Origin of the sequence: Sinorhizobium fredii USDA 257 (genome assembly GCF_000265205.3) — a bacterium.
Classification (GTDB): Bacteria; Pseudomonadota; Alphaproteobacteria; order Rhizobiales; family Rhizobiaceae; genus Sinorhizobium; species Sinorhizobium fredii_B.
Genome location: NC_018000.1, coordinates 4,670,782 through 4,696,200 on the forward strand (window position 1 = coordinate 4,670,782; position 25,419 = coordinate 4,696,200).

22 protein-coding genes and 1 other RNA gene are annotated in these 25,419 nt (G+C 63.4%); 6 read left to right on the forward strand and 17 right to left on the reverse strand.

The window, feature by feature from the left end:
* Position 1 precedes the first annotated feature (1 nt).
* From murC to USDA257_RS21970, 16 genes are all read right to left on the reverse strand, one after another.
* Complete coding sequence (murC, locus tag USDA257_RS21900; RefSeq protein ID WP_014765163.1) at positions 2–1,411, reverse strand: UDP-N-acetylmuramate--L-alanine ligase; 1,410 nt, start codon at positions 1,409–1,411, stop codon at positions 2–4.
* Positions 1,408–2,529, reverse strand: a complete 1,122-nt coding sequence (gene murG / locus USDA257_RS21905) for an undecaprenyldiphospho-muramoylpentapeptide beta-N-acetylglucosaminyltransferase (protein ID WP_014765164.1) — start codon at positions 2,527–2,529, stop codon at positions 1,408–1,410. Before murG ends, murC begins: the two co-directional genes overlap by 4 nt.
* Before the next feature lie 3 nt (positions 2,530–2,532).
* Positions 2,533–3,687, reverse strand: a complete 1,155-nt coding sequence (ftsW, locus tag USDA257_RS21910) for a putative lipid II flippase FtsW (RefSeq protein WP_014765165.1) — start codon at positions 3,685–3,687, stop codon at positions 2,533–2,535.
* Between the two features lie 85 nt (positions 3,688–3,772).
* Positions 3,773–5,164 (reverse strand): UDP-N-acetylmuramoyl-L-alanine--D-glutamate ligase, encoded by a 1,392-nt coding sequence (gene murD / locus USDA257_RS21915; RefSeq protein WP_014765166.1) that lies wholly within the window; start codon positions 5,162–5,164, stop codon positions 3,773–3,775.
* 5 nt (positions 5,165–5,169) lie between these two features.
* On the reverse strand, positions 5,170–6,270 hold the full coding sequence (mraY, locus tag USDA257_RS21920; protein WP_014765167.1) for a phospho-N-acetylmuramoyl-pentapeptide-transferase: 1,101 nt from the start codon (positions 6,268–6,270) through the stop codon (positions 5,170–5,172).
* A 138-nt stretch (positions 6,271–6,408) separates the two neighbouring features.
* Positions 6,409–7,857, reverse strand: coding sequence for a UDP-N-acetylmuramoylalanyl-D-glutamyl-2,6-diaminopimelate--D-alanyl-D-alanine ligase (locus tag USDA257_RS21925; protein ID WP_014765168.1), 1,449 nt, complete (start codon positions 7,855–7,857; stop codon positions 6,409–6,411).
* 1 nt (position 7,858) lies between these two features.
* Positions 7,859–9,319, reverse strand: coding sequence for a UDP-N-acetylmuramoyl-L-alanyl-D-glutamate--2,6-diaminopimelate ligase (locus USDA257_RS21930; RefSeq protein WP_014765169.1), 1,461 nt, complete (start codon positions 9,317–9,319; stop codon positions 7,859–7,861).
* Positions 9,320–9,386: 67 nt separating this feature from the next.
* Entirely contained in the window at positions 9,387–11,135 is a 1,749-nt protein-coding gene (locus tag USDA257_RS21935) for a peptidoglycan D,D-transpeptidase FtsI family protein (RefSeq protein ID WP_014765170.1), read from the reverse strand.
* Positions 11,135–11,536: a cell division protein FtsL gene (gene ftsL / locus USDA257_RS21940; protein ID WP_014765171.1), complete on the reverse strand. Its 402-nt coding sequence runs from the start codon at positions 11,534–11,536 to the stop codon at positions 11,135–11,137. Before ftsL ends, USDA257_RS21935 begins: the two co-directional genes overlap by 1 nt.
* A 6-nt stretch (positions 11,537–11,542) precedes the next feature.
* Positions 11,543–12,568, reverse strand: a complete 1,026-nt coding sequence (rsmH, locus tag USDA257_RS21945; protein ID WP_014765172.1) for a 16S rRNA (cytosine(1402)-N(4))-methyltransferase RsmH — start codon at positions 12,566–12,568, stop codon at positions 11,543–11,545.
* A 14-nt stretch (positions 12,569–12,582) separates the two neighbouring features.
* The gene (mraZ, locus tag USDA257_RS21950) at positions 12,583–13,023 is read right to left on the reverse strand and encodes a division/cell wall cluster transcriptional repressor MraZ (RefSeq protein WP_014765173.1); all 441 of its coding nucleotides are present in this window, start codon (positions 13,021–13,023) and stop codon (positions 12,583–12,585) included.
* 381 nt (positions 13,024–13,404) lie between these two features.
* Positions 13,405–13,802: RNase P RNA component class A (rnpB, locus tag USDA257_RS33275), an RNA gene on the reverse strand.
* A 72-nt stretch (positions 13,803–13,874) separates the two neighbouring features.
* Complete coding sequence (locus USDA257_RS21955) at positions 13,875–15,056, reverse strand: NAD(P)/FAD-dependent oxidoreductase (RefSeq protein ID WP_014765174.1); 1,182 nt, start codon at positions 15,054–15,056, stop codon at positions 13,875–13,877.
* 177 nt (positions 15,057–15,233) lie between these two features.
* Positions 15,234–15,767, reverse strand: a complete 534-nt coding sequence (locus tag USDA257_RS21960) for a lytic transglycosylase domain-containing protein (RefSeq protein WP_014765175.1) — start codon at positions 15,765–15,767, stop codon at positions 15,234–15,236.
* Positions 15,768–15,993: 226 nt separating this feature from the next.
* Complete coding sequence (locus tag USDA257_RS21965) at positions 15,994–16,758, reverse strand: N-acetylmuramoyl-L-alanine amidase (protein WP_014765176.1); 765 nt, start codon at positions 16,756–16,758, stop codon at positions 15,994–15,996.
* Entirely contained in the window at positions 16,755–17,462 is a 708-nt protein-coding gene (locus USDA257_RS21970) for a J domain-containing protein (protein WP_014765177.1), read from the reverse strand. Before USDA257_RS21970 ends, USDA257_RS21965 begins: the two co-directional genes overlap by 4 nt.
* 317 nt (positions 17,463–17,779) lie before the next feature.
* On the opposite strand from USDA257_RS21970, the gene USDA257_RS21975 reads away from it, so the two are divergent.
* The 3 genes from USDA257_RS21975 (at position 17,780) to USDA257_RS21985 (ending at position 20,864) form a co-directional block, all read left to right on the forward strand.
* The gene (locus USDA257_RS21975; RefSeq protein ID WP_014765178.1) at positions 17,780–18,994 is read left to right on the forward strand and encodes a pyrophosphate--fructose-6-phosphate 1-phosphotransferase; all 1,215 of its coding nucleotides are present in this window, start codon (positions 17,780–17,782) and stop codon (positions 18,992–18,994) included.
* Positions 18,995–19,097: 103 nt separating this feature from the next.
* Positions 19,098–19,739, forward strand: coding sequence for a LysE family translocator (locus tag USDA257_RS21980; protein WP_014765179.1), 642 nt, complete (start codon positions 19,098–19,100; stop codon positions 19,737–19,739).
* A 117-nt stretch (positions 19,740–19,856) separates the two neighbouring features.
* Positions 19,857–20,864, forward strand: coding sequence for a lytic transglycosylase domain-containing protein (locus USDA257_RS21985; protein WP_014765180.1), 1,008 nt, complete (start codon positions 19,857–19,859; stop codon positions 20,862–20,864).
* Between the two features lie 48 nt (positions 20,865–20,912).
* Here USDA257_RS21985 and USDA257_RS21990 read toward each other — a convergent pair whose 3' ends face one another.
* Positions 20,913–22,280, reverse strand: coding sequence for a serine hydrolase domain-containing protein (locus USDA257_RS21990; RefSeq protein ID WP_014765181.1), 1,368 nt, complete (start codon positions 22,278–22,280; stop codon positions 20,913–20,915).
* Positions 22,281–22,494: 214 nt separating this feature from the next.
* Here USDA257_RS21990 and USDA257_RS21995 point away from each other — a divergent pair, with 214 nt between their 5' ends.
* The 3 genes from USDA257_RS21995 to USDA257_RS22005 all read left to right on the forward strand — a co-directional run bounded on the left by USDA257_RS21995 (position 22,495) and on the right by USDA257_RS22005 (position 25,367).
* Positions 22,495–23,745 (forward strand): DUF3419 family protein, encoded by a 1,251-nt coding sequence (locus USDA257_RS21995; protein WP_041414522.1) that lies wholly within the window; start codon positions 22,495–22,497, stop codon positions 23,743–23,745.
* Positions 23,742–24,419, forward strand: a complete 678-nt coding sequence (locus USDA257_RS22000) for a class I SAM-dependent methyltransferase (protein WP_014765183.1) — start codon at positions 23,742–23,744, stop codon at positions 24,417–24,419. The genes USDA257_RS21995 and USDA257_RS22000 overlap by 4 nt, the downstream gene beginning before the upstream one ends.
* 168 nt (positions 24,420–24,587) lie before the next feature.
* Complete coding sequence (locus USDA257_RS22005) at positions 24,588–25,367, forward strand: glycoside hydrolase family 25 protein (protein WP_041414523.1); 780 nt, start codon at positions 24,588–24,590, stop codon at positions 25,365–25,367.
* The last annotated feature ends 52 nt before the right edge of the window (positions 25,368–25,419 follow it).

Sequence of the window (25,419 nt, forward strand, 5' to 3'; positions counted from 1 at the left end):
TTCAACTTCCTGAAATATCCGCGAGTTCCTTGGGAAGCGCCGCGGCCCAATAGGTGATGCTGCCAGCCCCCAAGAGAACCACAAAGTCACCCGGCTGCGCAATCTTCGAGACGGCCGGCGCGAGTGCGTCCTGACCGGCGAGGTAGCGGGCGTCGCGATGGCCGGCAGCCTTGATACTGTTGACAAGCGCTTCGGAATTGACGCCGTCGATCGCGTCCTCGCCTGCCGCATAGACCGGCGCGATCAGAATAGTATCGGCATCGTTGAAGCAGGCGGAAAAATCCTCGAACAGGCTCGACAGGCGCGAATAGCGGTGCGGCTGGTGAACGGCGACGATGCGCCCCTGGCAGGCCTCGCGCGCCGCTCTCAGGACCGCCTTGATCTCGACCGGATGATGGCCGTAGTCGTCGAAGATGCGTGCCCCGTTCCATTCGCCGGTGAGCGTGAAGCGCCGCTTCACGCCGCTGAAGGAGGCAAGCCCCCTGGCGATCGCCTCCCGCTCCATGCCGAGGCGCTGAGCGACGGCGACGGCGGCCGTGGCGTTCGAGACATTGTGCCGGCCGGGCATCGGCAGGCGCAGGTCCTTAAGCTGGATCACCTGGCCGGTGCGCCGGCGGCGGATCTCGACATCGAAGACAGAGGTTGCGCCGTCCATTCGGATATTGTGATAGCGCACGTCCGCCTGCGGATTCTCGCCATAGGTCACGACCTTGCGGTCCTCGATCTTGCCGACCATGGACTGGACTTCCGGATGATCCAGGCAGAGAACGCCGAATCCGTAGAAGGGCACGTTCTCGACGAATTGCCGGAAGGCAGCACGCACGGCGTCGAAATTGCCGTAGTGGTCGAGGTGCTCCGGGTCGATATTTGTGACGACGGCGATATCGGCCGGGAGCTTCAGGAAGGTGCCGTCGGATTCGTCCGCCTCGACGACCATCCACTCGCCGGCGCCCATGCGCGCATTCGTGCCGTAGGCATTGATGATGCCGCCATTGATGACCGTCGGATCGAGACCGCCCGCGTCGAGCAGCGCGGCCACCATCGAGGTGGTCGTCGTCTTGCCGTGCGTGCCGCCGATGGCAATGGCATTGCGGAAGCGCATCAGTTCGGCCAGCATCTCGGCACGGCGCACCACCGGCAGGAACTTCTCGCGCGCCGCAATCAATTCGGGATTGTCCTTCTTGATCGCCGTCGAGACGACCACCACCTCGGCGTCGCCGAGGTTTTCCGCCTTGTGACCGACGGAGATCTTGATGCCCTTTTCGCGCAGGCGCTGCACATTGGCGCTGTCCGACTGGTCCGAGCCCTGCACCCGATGGCCGAGATTGTGCAGCACCTCGGCGATGCCGCTCATGCCGATGCCGCCGATCCCGATGAAATGTACGAGCCCGATCGTCTTCGGCATTTTCATGTGCGTGCTTCCTTGAATTTGGCGACTGTCGAGCCGCTGGCAATAGCCTCTACCAGGGATGCAAGCAAGCGCGCGGCATCCGGTTTCCCGGTTTCGCGGGCGTTCGCCGCCATCTGCGCCAGCGCCCCAGGGGTGTTCATGGCGTCGGAGAGGATGCCGGCCAGCCGTTCGGCGCTGAGCTCCTCCTGGGCGATGACCCGCGCTCCGCCCTTGGCGGCAAGCGCCGCGGCATTCGCTGCCTGATCGTGGTCGAGCGCGTAAGGATAGGGAACGAGAATGGCCGGACGGCCGATCACCGACACCTCGGAAACGGTCGAGGCGCCGGAACGGCAGACCACCAGTTGCGCCGATGCGATGCGGGCGGCCATGTCGGTGAAGAAGGGTGACACCTCGGCCGGAATTCCGAGCTTGTCGTAGGCGGCGGCGACACCCTCCCGGTCTTCCGGCCGCGCCTGCTGCGTCACCTTGAGCCGCCGGCGCTGAGCGTCGTCGAGCCGGCAGATCGCCTGCGGCACCGCCTTCGAGAAGAATTGTGCCCCCTGGCTGCCGCCGAAGACGACGAGATGGAACGGCCCGCCGTCCGGCGCCGCGTAGGCGACGCTGGCCGCCTCCAATACGGCGGGGCGGACCGGGTTTCCGGTCGTCACCGTCTTCGCCGCGAACTCTCCGACCCCTTCGGGAAGAAAGCCACCGGCAATCGCCTGTACCCGCGACGCGAGCAACTTGTTGGCACGCCCCATGACGGCATTCTGTTCGTGAATGAGCGACGGAACACTCATGCCGGTCGCGGCCAACAGCGGAGGCACCGTCGGATAGCCGCCGAACCCCACGACCGCCTTGGGCTTGTGGCGGGCAATCAGGCGCCGCGCGGCGCGTAAACCCGTCCAGAGCTTCCAGGCCGATTGCGCCAACTTGATCGGATTCTTCAAGCTGATCGTGGCGGAAGGCACGACATGCACCTCCTCGGCCGGGAATTTTCCGGCATAGCGCTCGGCACGGCTATCGGTCACGAGATGCACGGCATAGCCCGCCGCCTTCAGTTCATGCGCAAGCGCCTCCGCGGGAAAGAGGTGCCCGCCGGTCCCCCCGGCGGCGAGAAAAATGATGCCCTTGTCCATGTCTTACTCCGCCGGCACGCCGACGCCGGATCGAAAGAGGCTGCGCTCGACCGCGCGTTTCTCCGGCCGATGACGGGTGAGCGCCAGGACGAATCCGGCGGTCACGCAGATCGCCACCATCGACGAGCCGCCATAGGAGATCAGCGGCAGGGTCATGCCCTTGGCCGGAAGCAGTTCCAGGTTTACGCCGATATTGATCATCGACTGGATGCCAATCTGCAGCACCAGGCCGGCGACTGCAAAGCGGTTGAAATCGTTGCGTTCGCGGAAAGCATGGTTGAGCCCGCGCATGACCAGGAAGGCGAAGATCACCACGATGACCATGCAGAAGACGATGCCGAACTCCTCCGCCGCCACCGAGAAGACGAAGTCAGTGTGGCTGTCGGGGATGATGCGCTTGACGATGCCCTCGCCCGGGCCCCGGCCGAACCAGTCGCCGCGGATGATCGCGTCGCGCGCCGTATCCACCTGGAACGTATCGCCCTCACCGGTCATGAACCGGTCGATACGGCCGGCGACGTGCGGCAGCATCGTATAGGCGACGAAGAAGCCGCCCGCGGCCGCCCCGGCCAGCACGATGATCCAGAGCCAGGGCATGCCGGCCATGAAGAACATGCCGCCCCAGACCGCCGCAGTGAGGATCGTCTGGCCAAGGTCCGGCTGGGCGACAAGCAACGCGCCGACGATGCCGAAGAGCAGGATCGACAGCAGGTTGCCGGGGATTTCCGGCTGCTTCGCATGCTCGGCAAAAAGCCAGGCGCAAACGACGACGAAGGCCGGCTTCATGAACTCGGACGGCTGAATCGAAATGCCGGCGATCGAAATCCACCTGAGCGAGCCCTTGACCTCTTCGCCGATGAAGAGGACGAGAACCATCATACCGAGCGATGCAGCAAGGAGAATGATCGCCGCGCGCCTGACCTGTCGCGGCGACAGAAAGGATATGCCCACCATCACCACCAGCGACGGGAGAAGGAAGACCGCGTGACGCTTGACGAAGTGAAAGCTGTCGAGCCCGAGCCGCTCGGCGACCGGCGGGCTGGCCGCGAAGGAAAGCATGAAGCCGACGCCCATCAGGAGGATGAAGGTCGCCAGGAAGAACCTGTCTATCGTCCAGAACCAGTCGGCCACGGGGCCACGTTCGGCTCGGCTTACCATCTGTCTGTCCTCTTTTCCGGCGCACTATACGCCAAGTTCCGAATTCCCGGCTCCGCCGCGCCGATCCCGTCCAGGAAATCTCGCCTCAGATGAGCATGGTCACGCCTTCGAGCGCCGCCACATGGCCGACAAAGGCATCGCCCCGCATCTCGAAATTCTTATACTGGTCGAAGCTTGCGCAAGCCGGGGAAAGCATCACGGCGCCAGGACCCTGGCGATCGCGCGCCGCATCTGCCGCCGCGTGTGCGACCGCCTTTTCCAAGGTGCCGGAAATCTCGTAGGGTACCGCTTCGCCGAGCGTCGCCGCGAATGCGGGCGCCGCCTCACCGATCAGGTAGGCCTTGACGATCGCCGGGAAGAACGGCGTCAGCGAGGCAATCCCGCCTTCCTTCGGCAGTCCGCCAGCGATCCAATAGATCCGCTCGTAACTCGAAAGTGCCGGGGCCGCCGCATCGGCATTTGTCGCCTTGCTGTCATTGACGAAGACGATTTCGCCTCTCTTCGCGATCGGCTGCATCCGGTGCTTGAGGCCGGGAAAGCTCTCAAGCCCGTTGACGATGTCCTGCTCGTCGACACCGACGGCAAGGCAGGCGGCAACGGCCGCCGCCGCATTCTGGGCGTTGTGTCCGCCCCGCAGCGTCTGGATGCCGGAAAGGTCGGCGAAGCGCGCCGACGAGCCGCCCTCGGCCCGCATGAGTGACGACCCTTCGGCATAGATCCCATCGGCCAGTACATGACGGCGCGAGATGCGCACGACCCGGGTTCCGGCCCGCTGCACGCGGTCGGCGACCAGGCTCGAGAAACTGTCGTCGACGCCGACCACGGCCGTGCCGCTTCCCGCCACCAATCGTTCCTTGATGTCGGCATAGTGCTGCATGGTACCGTGCCGGTCCAAATGGTCGGGGGTCAGGTTGAGAAGAATTCCCGCCGTGGGGTCAAGCGTCGGCGCAAGGTCGATCTGATAGGATGAGCACTCGACCACGTAGAAGCGCCCCGCCATCGGCGGATCGAGCGTCAGCACGGCCCTACCAATATTGCCGCCAAGCTGGGTGTCCCGTCCGCTGGTCTTCAGGATATGGGCGATCAGCGCCGTCGTCGTCGATTTGCCGTTGGTGCCGGTGATGGCGATGAAAGGGCATTCGGGCGCATGGGCGCGCCGCTCGCGCACGAACAGCTCGATGTCGCCGATGATCTCGACACCGGCTTGGTGGGCGAGATCGACGGTCCAGTGCGGCTTCGGATGCGTCAGCGGCACGCCCGGCGAAAGCACGAAAGCGGCGAAAGCGTTCCACTCGACATGGCGCAAATCCGCCGTTGCGATGCCTGCCGCGGCCGCCTTGGCGACGCTGTCGGGGTTGTCGTCCCAGGCGGTGACCTTTGCGCCGCCCGCTACCAGCGCCTCGGCCGTCGCCAGCCCAGAACCGCCGAGGCCGAAGAGCGCGACCCTCCTGCCCTTGAATGTGGTGACGGGGATCATCTCGCTTACCTGAGCTTGAGGGTCGAAAGACCGACCATCGCCAGAATGACCGCGACGATCCAGAAGCGGATCACTATCTGGCTCTCCGTCCAGCCCTTCTTCTCGAAGTGGTGGTGGATAGGCGCCATCAGGAAGACGCGCCTGCCAGTGCGCTTGAACCAGAAGACCTGGAGGATCACCGAAAGCGTCTCGATGACGAAGAGGCCGCCGATGATGATCATGACGATCTCGTGCTTGGTCGCGACGGCAACGGTGCCAATCAGGCCGCCGAGCGCAAGCGAACCGGTGTCGCCCATGAAGATCGCCGCCGGCGGCGCATTGAACCAGAGGAAGCCGAGGCCGGCGCCGATGACGGCACCGAGGACGACCGCGAGTTCGCCGGTGCCGGGCACGAAATGGATCTGCAGATAGTTGGCGAACACGGCGTTACCGGCGAGATAGGCGATCAGTCCGAAGGCTGCGGAGGCGATCATCACCGGCACAATGGCGAGACCATCGAGACCGTCCGTCAGGTTCACGGCATTGCCGGCGCCGACGATGACGAAACCACCGAAAAGCACGAAGAAATAGCCGAGATTGAGCATCAGGTCCTTGAAGAAGGGGAAGGTCAGCGACGAGCCGAAGGTCGAGCCCGCGCTACCGGCAGACTGCGCCGCCTGCATCATGAAGAAGACCGCGATGGCTGCGATGACGAATTCGATGCCGAGGCGCGCCTTGCCGGAAAAGCCTTTGTCCGACTGCTTGGTGACCTTGAGATAGTCGTCGTAGAAGCCGATGGCGCCGAAGCCCAGCGTTACCAACAGCGTCGACACGACATAAATGCTTGAGAGATCGGCCCAGAGCAGTGCCGAGCCGACGATGCCGGCGAGGATCATCAGTCCGCCCATGGTGGGCGTGCCAGCCTTCTTGAAGTGCGTCTGCGGGCCGTCGGCGCGTATCGGCTGACCCTTGCCCTGGCGAATGCGCAGTGACGAGATTATGGCCGGCCCGAACAGGAACACGATCAGCGCGGAGGTGAAGAGAGCTGCACCCGTGCGGAAAGTGATGTAGCGGAAGAGATTGAAGAATTGAAAGTGGTCCGCCAGTTCCACGAGCCAGATCAGCATAAGGGACCTTTCCCCAAAGGTTTAGACTTGGACATCGCCCAACAGAATCATCTGATGAACGATACCCACTTGCGCATGACTATGTTAGGCCAATTCCCCTGGCCCAGGCCTTATCCACCAGCATTGGTGGCACTGCCTCTATACTTCGCCTCTATACTTCCCCCGCGCTTCGGCCTTCTCTTCGGGATAGGCATCGAGAAGAGCCTGAACGATCTTGGCGCAGCCGGTGCCCTTCGATGATTTGACCATCACCACGTCGCCGGCAGCAACCGCGCCGAGTGCGTAAGAGGTGAGATCTCCGACCGCCTCGCGGTGAACGACCGTAACCTCGGCCGGCAAAGCGTCACGCAGATGCGCCATGTCGGGCCCGGCGAGCCAGACGTCGGCAATGCCCGCCTCTACGATCGGCTCCGCCAAAGCGGCATGTACAGCCGCGGCGTGCTCGCCCATCTCCAGCATGTCGCCGAGAATCGCGATACGGCGGCCGCCGGCCGCCGGATCGGCATCGCGCAGGAGGGAGATCGCCGCCCGCATCGACGCCGGGTTGGCATTGTAGCTTTCGTCGATCAGCGTCAGGTGACCCGCGCCAATCTTCAGGCGGTGCCGCAATCCCCGGCCCTTTTCAGGCTGCATGGTCGCGAGCGAGGCAACGACGCGATCGAGGTCAGCGCCGGCGAGTTGCGCGGCGGCAATCACCGCCAGGGCATTCTCGGCAATATGCCTTCCCGGAGCGCCGATCGTGACTTCCAGTGTTCGGCCGCCGATGCCGGCCCAGAGGACGGATCGATCCGCGCCCGCGGCGAACTCGATCAGCCGATATTCCGATTTTGGGTTGGCGCCGAAGGCGTGGATGTGACCAACGCCTGCCGCCGCGGCTGCCCTTTCGAGGAGATCGAACTGCGGACTGTCGCGGTTGATCACCGCATGGCCGCCCTTGACGACGCCCTCGAAGATCTCCGCCTTCGCCGAGGCGATCTCGTCAAGACTGGCGAAGTTGCCGAGATGGGCAGCGGCAATGCTGGTGACGACGGCCACATGCGGACGTACCATCGCGGTCAACGGCCGGATCTCGCCATGATGGTTCATGCCGATCTCGAAGATGCCGAAATCGGTCGTCTCCGGCATCCGCGCAAGCGTCAGCGGCACACCCCAATGATTGTTGAACGATGCGACGGAGGCATGGACGCGCCCGAGCGGCGACAGAACGTGCCGCAGCATCTCCTTCGTCGTCGTCTTGCCGACCGAGCCGGTGACGGCGATGACCTTCGCGGCACTGCGGTCGCGCGCGGCGCAGCCGAGGCGGATCATCGCCTCCAGGACGTCATCGACGACGATCATCGGCGCGATCAACCGCCCGAGCGCCGGAAGCTTGCCTTCACTGACAACGAGCAGCGAGGCGCCGTTGGCAAGCGCGAGGCCGGCATAGTCGTGTCCATCGACCCGATCGCCCCTGATCGCGAAAAAGGCCTCGCCCTTGGCGATCGTGCGGCTGTCGATCGAGATGCCGATAATCCCATCCGGCAGGCTTCCGACCGGGCGGCCATTCATGGCCGCAAGCAGATCGCTGCATGTCCAGAGCCAGCTCACATCACAGCCCTCCCAGCGCCTTGCGTACTTCCGCGTGATCGGAGAATGGCAGCGTCACGGAGCCGATTGTCTGCCCCTCCTCATGCCCCTTGCCGGCAACTATCAGCGTATCGCCGGTTTGCAGCATGCCGACGGCGGTCCGGATAGCCTCGGCGCGGTCGGCGATTTCGGTCGCTCCTGTGGCACCGGCCATGATCTCCGAGCGGATCACTTCGGGGATTTCCGAGCGCGGATTGTCGTCGGTGACGATGACGACGTCGGCGAGCCGCGCGGCAACTTCACCCATGATCGGCCGCTTGCCCTTGTCACGGTCGCCGCCGCAGCCGAAGACGACGATAACCCGTCCGGTGGTGAACGGGCGCACCGATTCGAGCACGTTTTCAAGCGCGTCGGGCTTGTGGGCGTAGTCCACATAGGCAAGCGCGCCGTCCTTCGTCTGGCCCACCAGTTCCAGCCGACCGGAGGCGCCCTGCAGTTTTTCGAGCGCCGAGAAGGCCGCCTTGGCGGCGATCCCGGTGGACATCGCAAGGCCGGCGGCGACAAGCGCATTGGCCACCTGGAAATCGCCGGCGAGCGGCACATGGATTTCGAAGATGTCGTCGCCGACATGGACTTCCGCCGACTGCTTGTGGCGGAAATGCTCGACCCGCTTCAAGCTGATGAAATCGCCGTTACGGCCGACGGTGCGCACGTCGTGCCCGGCCTTGCGGGCCGCGGCGATCGCCTCGGTCGACCATTGGTCGTCGGCAAAGATCACCGCCGGCGAACCTTTCGGCAACAGTGCGCCGAAGAGGCGCATCTTCGAGGCCATGTAGTGCTCGACGGTCGGGTGGTAGTCCATATGGTCGCGGCCGAGATTGGTGAAGGCGGCGGCGGCGAGCCGAACCCCATCGAGCCGGCTCTGGTCGAGACCGTGGCTGGAGGCCTCCATCGCCGCGTGGGTAATGCCTTCGTCGGCAAGTTCGGCAAGCAGCTTGTGAAGCGACACCGGGTCCGGAGTGGTCAGCGAACCATAGTCGTTGCGTCCCGGCGCCGTGACGCCTGTGGTACCGATCATCGCTGCCGAAAGCCCGGAATGCGCCCAGATCTGACGCGTAAACGAGGCGACCGAGGTCTTCCCCGCAGTGCCGGTCACCGCCACCATCGTCTCGGGCTGGCGCCCGTAGAGGCGGGCCGCGGCCTGTGCCAGGAAGCGACGCGGTTCGACAAGCTCGAAGACCGGTGTGCCGGCCTCCCCGCCAGAGCCCTTTGCGGCAATTACCGCCGCCGCGCCGCGCGACAGGGCGTCGGCGATATAGGCGGCGCCATTCGCTTTCGTGCCGGCGACGGCCACGAAAAGATCGCCCGGCTTGACCTGCCGGCTGTCGGCGGTGATGCCGGCAATGTCGATCTCCGCGTCATTGCCCTTCAGTTGCGCCAAAAGTTCCGGGAAAGTCGTTCCCGCCAGGTCCCTGATCTTCATGAACTGCACGTCTCACACCGATATCAATCCGCCGAAATCGCGAATCGTCCGCATTCTCATTTCACGGTCAATAAGACACAAGCAAGGCAGAACCGTCTTCTCCGAATTTCGGTTCGACACCGAGCAGCGGCGCCGAGCGGCTGATAATGTCGCGGACCATCGGCGCGGCATTGGAGCCGGCGGTGCGCCCGCCGCCCTCGCCGGTCTTCGGCGCGTCGATGAAGGTCAGCACGATGTACTTCGGATCGTCGATCGGAAACGCCGCCAGAAAGGCGTTGAAGTTCAGGTCATTGGCGTAGCGGCCATTGACGACCTTGTCGGCCGTGCCGGTCTTGCCGCCGACATTGAAGCCCGGGACGAGCGCCCGCTTGCCGGAGCCGGCAATGCCATTCCAGCGAAGCAGGTAGCGCATGTCGTCGCTCGTGCTCTTCTTGACGACCGCAGTGGCGAGTTCGCTCGCCTGCTCCTCGGTGCGCGGCAGGAAGGTCGGCGGGATAAGCTTGCCGCCATTGACCAGAGCAGCGCCGGCTACCGCCGTCTGCAATGGCGTCGTCGAGACGCCATGACCGAAGGAAATGGTGATCGAGCTGATCTTCTTCCACTCACGCGGCTGGCTTGGCGTTTTGACCTCCGGAAGCTCCGTCGGCAGTTTCGTGAGAAGGCCCAGGCGGGTCAGGAATTCCTTATGCCCCGGAATGCCGACGAGATCGGCGACCTTGGCCGTGCCGATGTTGGACGAATACTGGAAGATCTCCGGCACGGTCAGCACGCGGCGCTTACCGTGGAAGTCCTTGATAGTGAAGCCGCCGATGCGGATGGGCGCCGTCGCGTCGAAGCTGTCGTTGAGCGTTACCTTGCCGGAATCGAGACCCATGGCGATGGTGAAGGTCTTGAAGGTGGAACCCATCTCGAACGTGCCGTTCGACATGCGGTTCATCCAGCCCTCTTCGGCCCCTTCGGCGGGCTTGTTCGGATCGTAATCCGGCACCGATGCCATCGCCAGCACTTCGCCGGTGCGCACGTCCATGACGACGGCGCCGGCGGCGATCGCCTTATAGTTCTTCATGCCGGAATCGATGACGTCGCGCACGATGTTCTGGACGCGCACGTCGATCGAGAGCTTGACCGGTTCGAGCTTGGCGTCGCTGGTCATGCCGATCGCCGCCAGATCGGCAAGCCCCTGGCTGTCGATGTAGCGCTCCATGCCGGCGACGCCGCGGTTGTCGATGTTGACATGTCCAAGGATATGAGCGGCCGTCGGGCCGCCGGGATAGAAGCGGCGCTTCTCTGGTCGGAAGCCGATCCCGGGAATACCGAGCGCCAGGATTTCGCTCTGCTGCTTCGGCGTCAATTGCCGGCGCAGCCACTGGAAACGCGAGTTCGATTTGAGCTTGTTGTAGATCTCTCGCGCGTTGAGGTCGGGCAGAACCGTCGCGAGCCGCTCCACCGCCTCGTCGGCATCGACGATCTTGTGCGGCTCGGCATAGAGCGACACGGTGCGGATGTCGGTCGCGAGAATCTCGCCGTTGCGATCGAGGATGTCGGGACGCGAGGCCAAAAGGTTGTCGGCGCGCCCGATCGAGGAAACCGTCTCCGGCTGCGCGACACCGTATTGCACCAGCCGCCCGCCGATCACCGCATAGGCGATGCCGAAGCTCGCAATGACGATCGCAACGCGGCTTTTCGCCTGGCTGGCGCTCTTCTTGCGCGTGCCCTGGAACGTGACGCTGACGCCCGCCTCCGCGGGGCGGTTGTTGCCACCGGCCGAGAAATGCGCCTTGCTCTTCAGCACCATGATACGGGAGAGAAACGACATCAGCGCGCCACCGAACCTGTTTCGATATTATCGGCATTGATGACGGCGGCGACGCCATCGTCCTTCTTGCCTTTCCCCTTCTTGTCCTTGCCCTCCTCCGGAGGCGGCACATCCGCCTTCAGCATCGGCAGTTCCTCGGGTCTGGCGAGTTGTGTCGAGGGCGTCGGCGTGAGCTGCAGGTCGACGGCGAAGGCGCCGACGAGCCGCTCCAGCCGGTTGGGCTGGGTCAGCAACGCCCAGTCGGCCTTGAGCAGGTCGATCGTGTCCTCCTCGAGCTTGATCGCAGCATCAAGTCTGCGGACCTCCTCGAGCTTGTTCTCGGCCTGGTGCTTGATCGTGTAGGTGACCGTGGCGGCCCCCGTCATGATGACAATCAGCACGATATCCAGCGTTCTGAGCATCGTCTCTTAGCCCCCTAGTCTGGCAAGGCTCGCCAGCTCCGGCAGGTTGAAAATGGACAGATCGGTTCCCGGCGACGGAGCCTGCGTGCGGATACCGGCCCTGAGTTTCGCCGACCGGGCGCGCGTATTGCGGGACGATTCTTCCTCGCTCGCCGCAACCATAGGCTTGCCGACTGGCGTGAAGGTTGCGTCGCGTGCCGTCACCAGCGGAAGGTGGCGAGAACCGCCCGCCTTTCCGGAGCGGTCCTGGAAGAATGTCTTGACGATCCTGTCCTCGAGAGAGTGAAAGGTGACGACGACGAGCCGCCCGCCGGGCTTCAGAGCCTGTTCGGCGGCAAAAAGCGCATGGGCGAGTTCGCCGAGTTCGTCGTTGACGAAGATGCGCAGCGCCTGGAAGACGCGGGTCGCCGGATGGATCTTGTCCTTCGCCTTGCGCGGCGTCACCGTCTCGATGAGATTGGCGAGATCACGGGTCTTTTCGAAGGGCTGCTCGGCGCGACGCTTCTCGATCGCACGCGCGATGCGGCCCGCCTGCTTCTCCTCGCCCAGAAAGCCGAAGATGCGGATGAGGTCGGAGACCTTGGCCCGATTGACGACATCGGCGGCCGAGACGCCGGCACCCGACATTCGCATGTCGAGGGGACCCTGCCTCTGGAAGGAGAAGCCGCGCTCCGCCTCGTCGATCTGCATGGACGAAACGCCGATATCGAACACGATGCCGTCGAGCCCGCCTTCCGGCACATGATCCGCCAGCTCGGAAAAGCGCGAATGAATGAGCTTGAGCCTGCCGCCGGCGGCGGCAACCATTGGCTGGCCCGCCGAGATCGCCGTCGGATCCCGGTCGAGCGCGATCACCTCGGCGCCCGCATCGAGGAGCGCCGACGTGTAGCCACCGGCCCCGAAGGTGCCGTCGAGAATGATCTTGCCGGGCGCCGGATCAAGAGCCGCCAGCACTTCGGCAAGCATGACGGGAATGTGACGAACCGGTCCGCCATCGGCTTCAGAAGCTCTGCCGCCTTGATCCGTCACCATTCCGCCTCTCCACTCTAATCCGGACGCAGCCCCCGTCGCTTGCGCCCTTCCCGGGCCTCCGCCTGCGCCCTCGCAAACGCTTGCGGCTCCCAGAGCTGAAAATGATCGCCCCGCCCGACGAAAGTCACGTCGGTCGAGATGCCGGTGAAGTCGCGGATGAAATCCGTCACCATTAGCCGGCCCTCCGGGTCGAGCTTCACGAAGACGCCGCCCCCGTGAACGAGGAGCGACATCTGGTTGGCCGCATCCGAGAACGGATCCTCGGCCGCCATCTGTCTCTCGAACCGGTCCAGAAGCTCCGGCCCACCGACGCTGATCGCCGGAAAGACGAAGTCCTGGAAGCAGTATAGCTCCCGCACCCCCGCCTCCGAAAGCGCGGCGCGGAAAGCCGAAGGCACGGAGACCCGCCCCTTGGCATCGACCCGGTTCGTAGCATGTGACAAGAAGCGGTTCATGACGCGAAACGGCCGCCCCCGACTGACGGGCCCCGTTCATCGGCCCACTCGAACACTCGCCTGCGCTCGCAAAAGACCCCCGCCGGGCACGAGCGCGCCCGCCTGAACCTTCCGAGGAAGGGACCCTGGAATTTCGCGATGAGGGGCCACGACGCGGCCCTTGCGCAGTACCATTATGGGATAACATGGGACCATATGGGCGTCAATGGGAGAAGCTCTTAAACAGCCTCGCGGATGAACCAATATTGATCTGTTGTTAAGTTTAACGAAAGGTTACGATCAGACGCCTATTAGGTTGAATCGAAAGAAAAAGTGCCCCGCAACGGCCGCGGAAGGGACGTTGGCGGAGCACAGTTCATGCATCAAATTGGTTCAGCGAAAAACGCCAGTTGGCCTGTAAGCCGGGTTCTGTATGGCTCCGCCTCCGAGGAAGCGGAACGTGGCAGCCATTCATCTGGGACTGCGCTTGCGCACAGCCTCGTGCAACCCACCCGGATGACCGGCCTGGAAACCGGCTGGGCGCTTGCGCGCCCGTGTCATCCCTATTCGGTTTTGCTCCCGGTGGGGTTTACCGTGCCGTCCATGTCGCCATGTCCGCGGTGGGCTCTTACCCCACCCTTTCACCCTTACTCCGCAGGCGGAGCGGTTTGCTTTCTGTGGCACTTTCCCTGGGGTCGCCCCCGCCGGACGTTATCCGGCACCGTGTTTCCGTGGAGCCCGGACTTTCCTCACCCCGCGGCCTTTCGGCGCTTGCGAGGCGCGGCTGCCCGGCCAACTGACAGAGGCTCATTAACCGACCCGGGCAGCAAGCGCCAGAAAAATCGGCGCTTTCGCTTCCGTGTACCGGTCGCTCATCGATAGGCGATCGCGAAATCGGTCTCGTATTCGCCGACATCGACCCTGCCGCCCATCACCAGCGCCGCACCCAGCCGCCCGATTTCGTCGGAACTCTTCGCTGCCTGACCATTGCCGCCGGTGAGCACGGCAATGCGGTCGCTCGCAAAGCCGATATAGGGATAGCCGTGTCGCGTGAACGAGGTGACGCAGGGTGAAAAATGCGTCGAAACGGGCTTGAAGCCCGCGACCACCTCGGAGAGACCCCCGCGCAGGTGATCGGCCGCCTCGCCGCTGGCGTTGCCACGGAACCATTCCCTGATTGCCGGTTCGCTGGCAAGGATCCGATCCGTCGGATCGCCACCGATCTTGATGTAGTGTTTGCCGTCGGCATAGGCAACCGGGGGCAACAGGTAATAGCTTTTCTCCTGCTCGAATGCCGCGCCGATCAGCGACGGCATGCCGGCAAAACGGGCGAGGTCCTCAGCGCCGACCTCCGCGAAGAGCACCGTGCGTGCCTTGACGGTGAGATCGATCGGCCTCGGCAGCAGCGCAGTCGAGAGCGAAAAGCCACCGGCGGCGACGATGACCCGCCCCGCCTGAACCGATTGACCGTCTTTGGTCGTCACAATCACGCAATCGACAGCCTCTTCGAGCGACACGACCTCGGCGCGGATCACTCGCGCACCCGAATTCTCTGCCGCAATCGTCTGCGCACGGACGAGGGCACGAGGATTGACGTAGCCGGCACCGCGGGCCTCAAGGATGCCGGCATAGTGCTGTGGAAAGCGGAACCAAGGAAAGCGCTTGGCGAGTTCCTCGCCGACGATCAACGGCGCGTCGACGTCGAGCCCGTCACGTGCAAGCACAACTTTATCGAGGTAGTCGAAACCGCTGCTGGGCGCGGGAGCGGCGATCAGGCAGCCCACCTCGTAGTAGAATTCGATTCCGCTTGCCTCTTCTATCTCCCGATAACGCTCGATCGATCGGCGGGCGAGACGCGCCCAAATTGGATCGTTGTCGATCGTACGGGTGATGCGGGCATTGTCGTAATGGCTGGCGAAAACACCACGGTGCTTCGCCCAATCGCCCGGCTCGCCGACAAGAGCGACACGGGCACCCCCCAGACTCAAGTGGCGCGCCGCCGCAGCGCCCATCATGCCCTTGCCGACGATTACGAAGTCAAAGCTTTCCGACATGGATATCCCCTCGACGCTTCGCTGCGGGAATAGCATGCCGCCCGGGCAATGACACCGAGCTCTTGCAAAAACAACTCATGCCGGAACGCGAGACCTATCCGGCCATGTCCTCGAACCCACAGGAGTTCCAGAACGCATCATTTTGACGGCCGCCACTTGCAGCGGCTCGGTTCGATTTCAATTGAGAATGCTCTGGACCTTGCCGCAATAGCGCTTCGACACCGGATTCATCCGCTTGGCGCCATGGCCGGCATTGTATTTGAGGATGGTGCCGCAGGTCGTGCCGTCGGAAAGCTCCTGAGCCTTCGCCAGATACATCATGCCGAACTTGATGTTGGTTGCCGGGTCGTAGAGGCCCTTGGCGGTACCGGAATAGCCCATCATCCGGGCCGTGGCCGGCTTGATCTGCATGAGGCCGATTTCACCCGCGCTGCCCCGGGCGCTCGCATCGAAATTGCTTTCGACCTTGACGATCGCATGAGCCAGATCGACAGCTACGCCGTATTGCTTGGCGTAGGACTGGATGAGGATCGTGAATTGGGAACCGCGCGTGAGGTCGAATTGGGGAGCAGGATAGCCTGTCGTCCTAGTCACCGACGGTAACGCCGAAGTCTTGATGGTCTTGTCGACACCCCCTGCATACGACGTACCAATCCCGGCGATGGACATGCCAAGGCATGCCGCCGCCGCAGCAGCAAACGATATTCTCATGTAGTTTGAAGTCTCCGGTCTGGGGAACTGGTCGGACGGCGCACCCCACCGTCACGACCGATTTCCTGATCGTTTTTATTGACAGGAGCATGGGCGCCAGACGCCGCATCTCCTGCGTTGATGCACCGGAAATGAAGGGGCTATCATGGTAAACATGTGGCAAACGCAAAAAAATCGCGCAGCAAAGGTTCGAGGGCGCTAAATAAGGGCGAGCGAAAAGAGCCGCCTAGGTACCGAAATTCGGCAGTGCCGAAAGCAATCTGTGTAGCGTATCAATGGTGGAAACGTCGGCGATGCCGTCTACCCGCGATTGACGGAAATGCCGCTGGAACGCGGCCACCACGCCTTCCGTCCTCTCGCAGAAATCTCCCGTAACTTCAATGTTGTACCCGTAGAGAGAGAGCATCGACTGGAGCGCGCCAACCGGCTGCCCGTGATCGCCACGCTGAAAAAAGCGGCCGCCGCCGACAGGCGCCGGTTCCACCCAGTGGCCGACCCCGCGGCAATATAGCATATGCCAAGGAAAATTTTCTCCGGGATCGACCTTGCGAATCGGTGCGACATCGCTGTGTGCGAGCACCCTTTCGGGGGCGATTTGCCAGCGCTCGCCACAGTCCCGACACAATTCGGCGACCGCCTCGATCTGCGCTTCAGGGAAGCCCGGTAGCCCTCCCGGGTGGCCTGCATTGGCGATCTCAATGCCGATCGAACAGGAATTGATGTCGGCCTCGCCTTTCCAGAAGCTCTTGCCGGCGTGCCAGGCGCGGCGTTCCTCTGGTACGAGCTGATCGATGCGGCCGTCCTCATGAACGAAGTAGTGGCTGGAAACCTGGCTTTCCTCGCGGCAAAGCCAATCGAGCGCCGAGAGCGCCGTTTCCATTCCGGTATAGTGGAGCAGGATCATGTTCGGCCGGCGTCCGTCGGCCCGCTCGCCGTGGTTGGGCGACGGTACGAAACGAGCGCCTGAAAAATCGCAGTTCCTCGCGGTCATGCGGCGCGGCGTTCTCTCTCGATCGCCTCGTAGGCTGCATTCAACGCGGCCATGCGATCGTTGGCGATCGCGTGGAATTCCGCCGGCACGCCCCGCGCGACAAGCATGTCGGGGTGGTTCTCGGAAACGAGCACCCGGTAGCGCCTGCGAATATCGGAGAAATCATCCTTCGGCGAAACACCGAGAACCTGATAGGGATCGCGGTCGTCGCCATGGACATGGCGCGCCATGATGCGCTCGAAATGCGCCTCGTCCATGTTGAAGATATCCGCTACGCGCATCAGAAAGGCGAGTTCCTTGTCGTGCACCGCACCGTCGGACTTCGCGATATGGAAGAGCCCGTCGACGATGTCCTCGAGAATTGGGCAGTTGCGTTCGCAGGACGAGCAGAGCGACGCCATCTTCTCCGCATAGGCCTCGTAGCCTGCCACGTCCTGGCGTGCGAGGTTGTAGAGCCGAGCGACGTTCTTCCCTTGGTCCGCGGGGAACTTGAAGATATCGCGGAAAGCCGCGACTTCGGCTTCGTTGACGATGCCATCGGCCTTCGCCATCTTGGCCGACAAGGCGATCATGGCCACCGAAAAGGCCACCTTGCGGCGGGTCTCCGGATCCCCTTCGAAGAGTGTACGGACCGCCTCGACCACGCCGGCGAGCGCATTGCCGGTGGCCGTTACGATCTTGAGGAGGCTGTCCCAGAATGACATAAGTGCGATTGTTCCCTGTCCCACGACCGAGCATGGCCCGATGTGGTGGCAAATTGCAAGCGGCCGGCTGCGCCAAACATCACGGATGACGGAATTGTGATGGCCCCTCAATAAATCACTTCGCCGTAAATCTCAAGTGAATTGCTCTGATCATGCCTTTTGCTGGACTGATAGTCACTTTTCAGACATCCACAGCCCTGTCATTTTATTTCCATCGGAATTGCGTTAGACCAACCGCGGTCTTTGACCTGCGCAAATTGAATAGGCGGCCGATCTCCTGAAACGATCGCCTGATGCCGAAAATCCGAGGAGGACACATGGCCAAGAAGAAAGTCGCAATGCTGACGGCGGGCGGGCTCGCGCCCTGTCTTTCATCCGCTGTCGGCGGACTCATCGAACGCTATACGGATATCGCCCCCGACTACGAACTCGTGGCCTACCGTTCCGGCTATCAGGGCCTGCTTCTCGCCGACCGCATCGAGATCACGAAAGACATGCGCGAGCGGGCGCATGTTCTTCACCGCCACGGCGGATCGCCGATCGGCAACAGCCGAGTGAAGCTCACCAACACGGCCGACTGCGTCAAGCGCGGCCTGGTGAAGGATGGCGAAAACCCGCTTCGCGTCGCAGCCGAAAGATTGGCTGCCGATGGGATCACAATCCTGCACACGATCGGCGGCGACGACACCAACACGACCGCCGCCGACCTGGCCGCCTATCTCGGCGCGAATGGCTATGACCTCACCGTTGTGGGCCTGCCGAAGACCGTCGACAATGACGTGGTGCCGATCCGCCAGACTCTCGGCGCCTGGACGGCGGCCGAATACGGCGCACGCTTCTTCGACAATGTGAGCAATGAGCAGAGCGCCGCGCCGCGCACGCTCGTCGTCCACGAGGTGATGGGCCGCCACTGCGGCTGGCTGACGGCAGCGACAGCGCGCGCTTACATTCAGATGGCCGCAGGCAAGGACTATGTCGACGGTTTCATGATGAATGCGCAGTTGAAGAACATCGACGGCCTTTATCTGCCGGAGGTGAAGTTCGATCTCGAAGCCGAAGCAGAACGCCTGCGCCAGACCATGGACCGGAATGGCTATGTCACCCTGTTCGTCAGTGAAGGTGCCTGCCTCGACGCAATTGTCGCGGAGCGTGAGGCCGCCGGCGAGACGGTCAAGCGCGACGCCTTCGGCCATGTGAAGATCGATACGATCAATGTCGGCAACTGGTTCTCGAAGCAGTTCGCCGCACTGCTCGGCGCCGAGCGCTCCATGGTGCAGAAGTCCGGCTATTACGCCCGCTCCGCGCCGGCGAACGGCGACGACCTGCGGCTGATCCAGAGCATGGTCGACCTTGCGGTCGAGAGCGCGCTCAACAAGGTCTCCGGCGTCACCGGCCACGATGAAGACCAGGGCGGCAAGCTGCGCACCATCGAGTTCCCCCGTATCAAGGGCGGCAAGCACTTCGACACCTCCGCCAAGTGGTTCGGCGAGGTCATGGGGGCGATCGGCCAGAAGTGGCAGGCCGCGGACTGATCTGCCGCTCGTTGTAGAGGCCAACTAGCAGTTGACGGCTTCGCGTTTACATGGCTCCCTCCCGATCTCTCGGCTGGAAGCTGTTCAAACGCGGAGCTGTTTCATGTCTTTCGAACACTGGTTTGCATTCGTCGCGGCCTCGGCCGTGCTGCTCGCCATCCCCGGCCCGACGATTCTCATCGTCATCTCCTACGCGGTCAGCCACGGGCGCAAGGCAGCGGGCGCAACCGTTGCCGGCGTGGCACTTGGCGATTTCACGGCGATGACTGCGTCCATGCTGGGCCTGGGCGCGCTGCTGGCCGCCTCGGCCACTATTTTCACGGTCCTGAAATGGATTGGCGCCGCCTATCTCGTCTGGCTCGGTATCAACCTCTGGAAAGCCCCGGTTGCCGGGAGCGGTGAGAATGATAGTCACAATGAACCGCCCGCGGCGGAGCGGCCGCTGCGGATATTCCTGCACGCCTATGCCGTCACCGCGCTCAATCCGAAAAGCATCATCTTCTTCGTCGCCTTCCTACCGCAGTTCTTGGATCTGTCGCGGCCGCTTCTTTCTCAGATGGTGATCTTCGAGACGACATTCCTCGTCCTCGCGGCAACGAACGCCATGCTCTACGCATCGCTTGCCGCTGCCGCGGAAAGCACGATTCGCAGGCCGAATGTCCGGCGGATCGTGAACCGCACCGGTGGCACGCTGCTCATCGGCGCGGGGCTCCTGTCGCTCGGCCTGAAACGCGTGACGGCGTGAAATTCGCCCCCGCGCTTGCCGCAACCGGCGGCATGGGTTAATGGAGATTCAAGCGCAGCGGGTGGCAACCGCTGATTTGCATGGGGCTACGGGGCCCAGAAGCACGAAAGTGACCGCATGGCGAAGATCCGTATTTCCCTTTCGAAACAGGCATTTACGGCCATCGCACTGACATCGGCACTTGCTTCGGGGTGCTCCACGGTCGAGCGCACGTCGCTCGAAGAACTGACCGCCGTGCAAACCGTCACGCCCATCCCTAAACCCGGAACGGAGATGACGGCTTACGCGCTGCCGGCACCGATCGGCGCCGCGTCGCCCGCCTCGGCGGCGCTGAACACGCAGACGGCCTCAGCCACCGCCGGGCCGGCGGACGCCGTTACGGCCGCAGTCACCGCGGCCCAAACGGAAACCGTGCCGGCAACGGATGCGACGCTCGCCTTCGCGGCCCCCCAAACTGTTGCGGTGCCCACGGCCAAGCCCGGTCAGGCCTTCGAAGTGGCCATGGCGACGCCCGCCTCAGCCAATCTCTCACCGGCCGCAGCTTCACCCGCCGCTGAAAGCGCCGAGTCGCCCGCTGCCCCCTCCCTCGGGATTGCCGCCCTGTGGGAATCGGATTTCGACACCGGCGAACCGGTCGGCCTTGAAACGCTGGTGGCCAAGCGCATGATCGTTCCGACGGAGCGGCCCAGGACCGGCGTCATCGGCTCGGCGGTGGGCGCGGTCGCAAGCGTCATTCCCAATTCGCTGAAGCTGACGAAATCCCCGACCAGTTCCAAGCCGGAGCTCGACCGGCTGATCAAGTACTATGCCGAGCTCAACGGCCTTCCCCTCGAACTCGTGCATCGGGTCGTCAAGCGCGAGAGCAACTACAATCCGCACGCCTACAGCAGGGGCAATTACGGCCTGATGCAGATCAGGTACAACACCGCTCGGGGCCTCGGCTACGACGGATCGCCGGAGGGCCTCTTCGATGCGGAGACCAACCTCAAATACGCGACCAAGTATCTGCGTGGTGCCTGGATGGTCGCCGACAACCAGCACGATGGCGCCGTGAAGCTCTATGCCAGCGGCTATTATTACCACGCCAAGCGCAAGGGCATGCTCGACATGCTGGATATGCGGTAGGGCGGACTCGCCCTTTAAAACCCGCAACGTTCCTGATCTGTGCGCCGCTCAATCGAGCGCCGCGATCACCGCGGTATGCAGCTTCTGCACATCGTAGCCGCTGCCTCCCGGCGTGAGCCCAAGCCGGACGACGGCAAGGCGGAGCGAAGGAACGAGCATGATCGATTGCCCGTCATGCCCGAGCATCCAGAACGTATCGGACGGGAAATTGCCCGTCCCGGCGCGGATCCCGTTCTCGGTGAGCCAGACCTGGCCTGAGCCATAGTCGCCGCCCGAAGCCGCAGTCGGAGATCGCATGAAGCGCACAAATCCCTCCGGCAGAAGCGCCCTGCCCTTCCAACGGCCATCGTCCAGCAGAAACTGCGCAAAGCGCGCCCAGTCCTGCGCCGTGGCATACATGTACGAGGAACCGACGAAGGTGCCGCTCGCGTCCGTCTCCATCACCGCGCTGGTCATGCCGAGCGGACCGAACAGCGCCTGCCGAGGATAGGCTAGCGCCGCAGCGGAGCCGCCGAAAGTCTGCATCCACAGGCGTGACAAAAGGTTCGTCGTGCCCGTCGAATAGTTGAACCCGGAGCCAGGTGCGGCTTCAAGCCGCTTCGATGCTGCGAACCCGGCCATGTCGCTTTCGAGAAAGAGCATCCGCGTCACGTCGGTGACGTCGCCATAGTCCTCGTTGAAGGCGAGCCCGCTCTGCATCCCCAGGAGATCGGCAAGCTTGATCCGCGCTCTTTCGTCGCCACTCCATTCTGGAATGAGATTCGCCTTTTCCAGATCCATGCGCCCGTCGGCAATCCGCAGTCCCACGAGTGCCGCAGTGACCGATTTTGCCATCGACCAGCCTAGCAGAGGCGTATCGCGGTCGATACCGCGGCCATAGGCCTCCGCTATCAGGCGCCCGTCCTTGATGACGGCGACCGCCCGCAGGCCAGGACCGGCCAGTTCGGAGTCATCCACGAGTTTCTGGAATGCCGGATGGATCTCCGCCCTGCTTCCCTCGGGCCAGTTGATGTCGGGGCTCTGTGGAGCGGTCGCCGCGCCGCCGACCGCGTTCTCACCTGCCGGCGCGGCCAGCGCCTGCATGGCTCCGCCTGCCGTTACGGTGCAGCCAAATCCCGGACGATGGACAGCCCGAACGGGGGCGGCGAAACCGAAGATGCGTGCCGTCACCGATTGCTGATCGCGATCGACCGACACGCCGACGAACTTGAGCAGCGGGTGACCGGGTGCCTGTACGTCCTCGGCGAGGACCGCCTGCGGGTCGCGCCCCGCCAGGAAAACATTGGAACAGACGATCTTGGCGGCATAGCCGTCACCGACCTTGAGCAGTTCCGGTGGAAAGAAGGCCAGCCAGCCGGCGACCGCCGCCACTACGGCCGCGGCCAATGCACCGGTTTTCCGCAAAACACCCTTCATAGCCCGCCTCCTGCCGACGACAGGAAAACAGGTTTCGCGAGAAAGGAAAAGCCTCTTCCGCGCTTAGGCTTGCCTGTGGACGACGGCCTGTTCCCCGCCTCTCATTCGCTGCGTGGTCTCGTGGCGGAACGCGCCAGGCCTGTGGGAATCCCGTCATCAAAGTGTAGTCGAGTCACACTAGAAGCGCCTCAGTTTCAACTGGATGGCAGACAAAATGACGGAACTCGCCCCCGATGCCGGTTTTGGCGGAAAGAATGCGAAGCTGAAGAGCGCGCTCCTCCAGCACAAGGCCCTGTCCTTTGCCGGGCTATCGGAGCGCCTGTTCGGGCTGCTCTTTTCTGGGCTTGTCTACCCGCAGATCTGGGAAGATCCGATCGTCGACATGGAAGCGATGCAGATTGGGCGCGGCCACCATATCGTGACGATCGGTTCCGGCGGCTGCAACATGCTGACCTATCTCTCCGCCGGACCGGCGCGCATTGACGTTGTCGACCTCAACCCGCACCACATTGCCTTGAACCGGCTGAAGCTCGCCGTGTTCCGTCACCTGCCGAGCCACAAGGATGTCGTGCGGTTCCTGGGCAGCACCGGTACGCGCTCGAATGCCCAGGCCTTCGATCTCTTCCTTGCTCCGAAGCTCGACCCAGTCTCGCGCACCTATTGGAACGGCCGTGACCTGACGGGCCGCCGCCGGATCGGCGTCTTCGGCCGCAATATCTATCGGACTGGCCTTCTCGGCCGCTTCATCGCCGCCAGCCATCTTCTGGCGCGGCTCCACGGCGTCAACCCGGCGGACTTCGTCCAGGCCCGTTCGATGCGCGAGCAGCGGCAGTTTTTTGACGACAAGCTCGCGCCACTCTTCGACCGCCCCATTATCCGCTGGATCACCGGCCGCAAGAGTTCGCTGTTCGGGCTGGGCATCCCACCGCAGCAATTCGACGAGCTCGCCAGCCTCAGCGATGAGAAGTCGCTCGCCGCGGTGCTGCGCCATCGCCTCGAGAAGCTCACATGCCATTTTCCGCTGCGCGAAAACTACTTCGCCTGGCAGGCTTTTGGCCGGCGTTACCCGCTTCCGCACGAGGGCGAGTTGCCGCCTTATCTGCAGGAATCGAGCTATGAGGCGATCTGCAACGGCGCCGATCGCGTCGCGGTCCACCACGAGAGCTTCACGGATTTGCTGGGCCGCAAGCCGGCGTCTTCGGTTGACCGCTACGTGCTCCTCGACGCACAGGACTGGATGAACGACCGGCAATTGAACGACCTCTGGGGTGAAATCACCCGCACCGCCGCGCCGGACGCCGTGGTGATCTTCCGCACGGCGGCTGAGGAGAGCATTCTGCCTGGCCGTCTTTCCGCCGCACTGCTCGACCAGTGGCACTACGACGCCGAAACCTCATCGAGGCTCGGCGCCAAGGACCGGTCGGCCATCTATGGCGGTTTCCACGTCTACCGGAAGAAAGCATGAGTGCCGCGCAGTCCGCCGGCAACAGCCACGCCCGGCTCATGGATCGGATGTATCGCTACCAGCGCTACATCTACGACTTTACCAGGAAATACTATCTCTTCGGGCGCGATACGCTGATCCGCGAATTGGGCGCAGCGCGAGACAGTTCGGTGCTGGAGGTGGGCTGCGGCACGGGGCGCAACCTGGCGATGATCGGGGACCTTTATCCCGAGGCCCGCCTCTTCGGTCTCGACATCTCCGCCGAGATGCTCGCAACCGCAAAGGCGAAGTTGCGGCGCCAGGGCCGAGCGGATGTAAACCTGCGCATCGCCGACGCTACGAACTTCACCGCCGCCTCCTTCGGTGAAGAGGGCTTTGACCGCGTCGTCATCTCCTATGCGCTGTCGATGATCCCCGACTGGCAGGAAGCGATCGACGCCGCGGTCGAAGCGCTCAACCCGGGCGGCTCGCTGCATATCGCCGACTTCGGGCAGCAGGAGGGATGGCCCGGCGGCTTCCGTCGCATCCTGCAGGCCTGGCTCGAGCGCTTTCACGTCACGCCGCGCGAATCGCTCTTCGACGTCATGCGCGCCAAGGCCGAGCGGGACAGCGCCGTGCTCGAGCTCAAGTCGATCGGCAGGGGCTACGCATGGATCGCCGTGTACCGCCGCCCGGCCGCAGAGCGGGTGCCGTGATCCACAGGCGCTTGAAAGCGGTCGCTCCAGCGATGCAATTGACGCTTGAGCTAACGCAATTTTTACGATGATATGGTGAAAAGGAGGTCAAGCCTCCCTGGGGGACATCACCGTTATGGAAACCATCGCGTGAGGCAGGATCGTCGTTCGTCTCGTAACGGAACCCCCATGCGCCGGCTTCTCCTGGCATTGCTGCCCCTCGCCACCATTCTCTCCGCCTGCACGTCGACCGACTATGACCTCGTGCGGACGGCTTCCATACCGCCGCGCTTCCGGGACACCGATCCGCAGGATTTCGGCGGTCGCACGCCGCACAACCACAGCATCCACGGCGTCGACGTTTCCAAATGGAACGGCGACATCGACTGGATGAAAGTCAAGAGCTCCGGCGTCTCCTTTGCCTTCATCAAGGCCACCGAAGGCAAGGACCGGGTCGATTCGCGCTTCCCGGAATATTGGCCGCGGGCTCGCGCCGCCGGGATCGCCTACGCCCCCTACCATTTCTACTATTTCTGCTCGAGTGCGGACGCACAGGCCGACTGGTTCATCGCCAATGTGCCGAAGAGCGCCGTCCATCTGCCGCCGGTTCTCGACGTCGAGTGGAACGGCGAATCGAAGACCTGCCGTTACCGCCCGTCGCCGGAGACCGTGCGCTTCGAAATGAAGCGGTTCATGGATCGCCTGGAAGCGCATTACGGCAAGCGGCCGATCATCTACACCTCCGTCGACTTCCACCGCGACAATCTCGTCGGCGCCTTCAACGACTATCACTTCTGGGTGCGTTCCGTCGCCAAGCATCCCAAGGACATTTACGTCGACCGGCGTTGGGCCTTCTGGCAATACACCAGCACGGGCGTAATACCGGGCATCGAAGGCCATACGGACATCAACGCCTTCGCGGGCTCCGCCAAAAATTGGAAGAAATGGGTGGCAGCCGTTTCGCAATAGGCGGGATACGCCTTGCGTATCGAAGCGCGGCGGGCCGATTTCTTCATTCGGT

Coding starts and splice junctions, on each gene's coding strand:
- murC (WP_014765163.1), bottom strand. CDS start 1,411: ATGAAAATGCCGAAGACGATCGGGCTCGTACATTTCATCGGGATCGGC.
- murG (WP_014765164.1), bottom strand. CDS start 2,529: ATGGACAAGGGCATCATTTTTCTCGCCGCCGGGGGGACCGGCGGGCAC.
- ftsW (WP_014765165.1), bottom strand. CDS start 3,687: ATGGTAAGCCGAGCCGAACGTGGCCCCGTGGCCGACTGGTTCTGGACG.
- murD (WP_014765166.1), bottom strand. CDS start 5,164: ATGATCCCCGTCACCACATTCAAGGGCAGGAGGGTCGCGCTCTTCGGC.
- mraY (WP_014765167.1), bottom strand. CDS start 6,270: ATGCTGATCTGGCTCGTGGAACTGGCGGACCACTTTCAATTCTTCAAT.
- USDA257_RS21930 (WP_014765169.1), bottom strand. CDS start 9,319: ATGAAGATCAGGGACCTGGCGGGAACGACTTTCCCGGAACTTTTGGCG.
- USDA257_RS21935 (WP_014765170.1), bottom strand. CDS start 11,135: ATGTCGTTTCTCTCCCGTATCATGGTGCTGAAGAGCAAGGCGCATTTC.
- ftsL (WP_014765171.1), bottom strand. CDS start 11,536: ATGCTCAGAACGCTGGATATCGTGCTGATTGTCATCATGACGGGGGCC.
- rsmH (WP_014765172.1), bottom strand. CDS start 12,568: ATGGTGACGGATCAAGGCGGCAGAGCTTCTGAAGCCGATGGCGGACCG.
- mraZ (WP_014765173.1), bottom strand. CDS start 13,023: ATGAACCGCTTCTTGTCACATGCTACGAACCGGGTCGATGCCAAGGGG.
- USDA257_RS21955 (WP_014765174.1), bottom strand. CDS start 15,056: ATGTCGGAAAGCTTTGACTTCGTAATCGTCGGCAAGGGCATGATGGGC.
- USDA257_RS21960 (WP_014765175.1), bottom strand. CDS start 15,767: ATGAGAATATCGTTTGCTGCTGCGGCGGCGGCATGCCTTGGCATGTCC.
- USDA257_RS21965 (WP_014765176.1), bottom strand. CDS start 16,758: ATGACCGCGAGGAACTGCGATTTTTCAGGCGCTCGTTTCGTACCGTCG.
- USDA257_RS21970 (WP_014765177.1), bottom strand. CDS start 17,462: ATGTCATTCTGGGACAGCCTCCTCAAGATCGTAACGGCCACCGGCAAT.
- USDA257_RS21975 (WP_014765178.1), top strand. CDS start 17,780: ATGGCCAAGAAGAAAGTCGCAATGCTGACGGCGGGCGGGCTCGCGCCC.
- USDA257_RS21980 (WP_014765179.1), top strand. CDS start 19,098: ATGTCTTTCGAACACTGGTTTGCATTCGTCGCGGCCTCGGCCGTGCTG.
- USDA257_RS21985 (WP_014765180.1), top strand. CDS start 19,857: ATGGCGAAGATCCGTATTTCCCTTTCGAAACAGGCATTTACGGCCATC.
- USDA257_RS21990 (WP_014765181.1), bottom strand. CDS start 22,280: ATGAAGGGTGTTTTGCGGAAAACCGGTGCATTGGCCGCGGCCGTAGTG.
- USDA257_RS21995 (WP_041414522.1), top strand. CDS start 22,495: ATGACGGAACTCGCCCCCGATGCCGGTTTTGGCGGAAAGAATGCGAAG.
- USDA257_RS22000 (WP_014765183.1), top strand. CDS start 23,742: ATGAGTGCCGCGCAGTCCGCCGGCAACAGCCACGCCCGGCTCATGGAT.
- USDA257_RS22005 (WP_041414523.1), top strand. CDS start 24,588: ATGCGCCGGCTTCTCCTGGCATTGCTGCCCCTCGCCACCATTCTCTCC.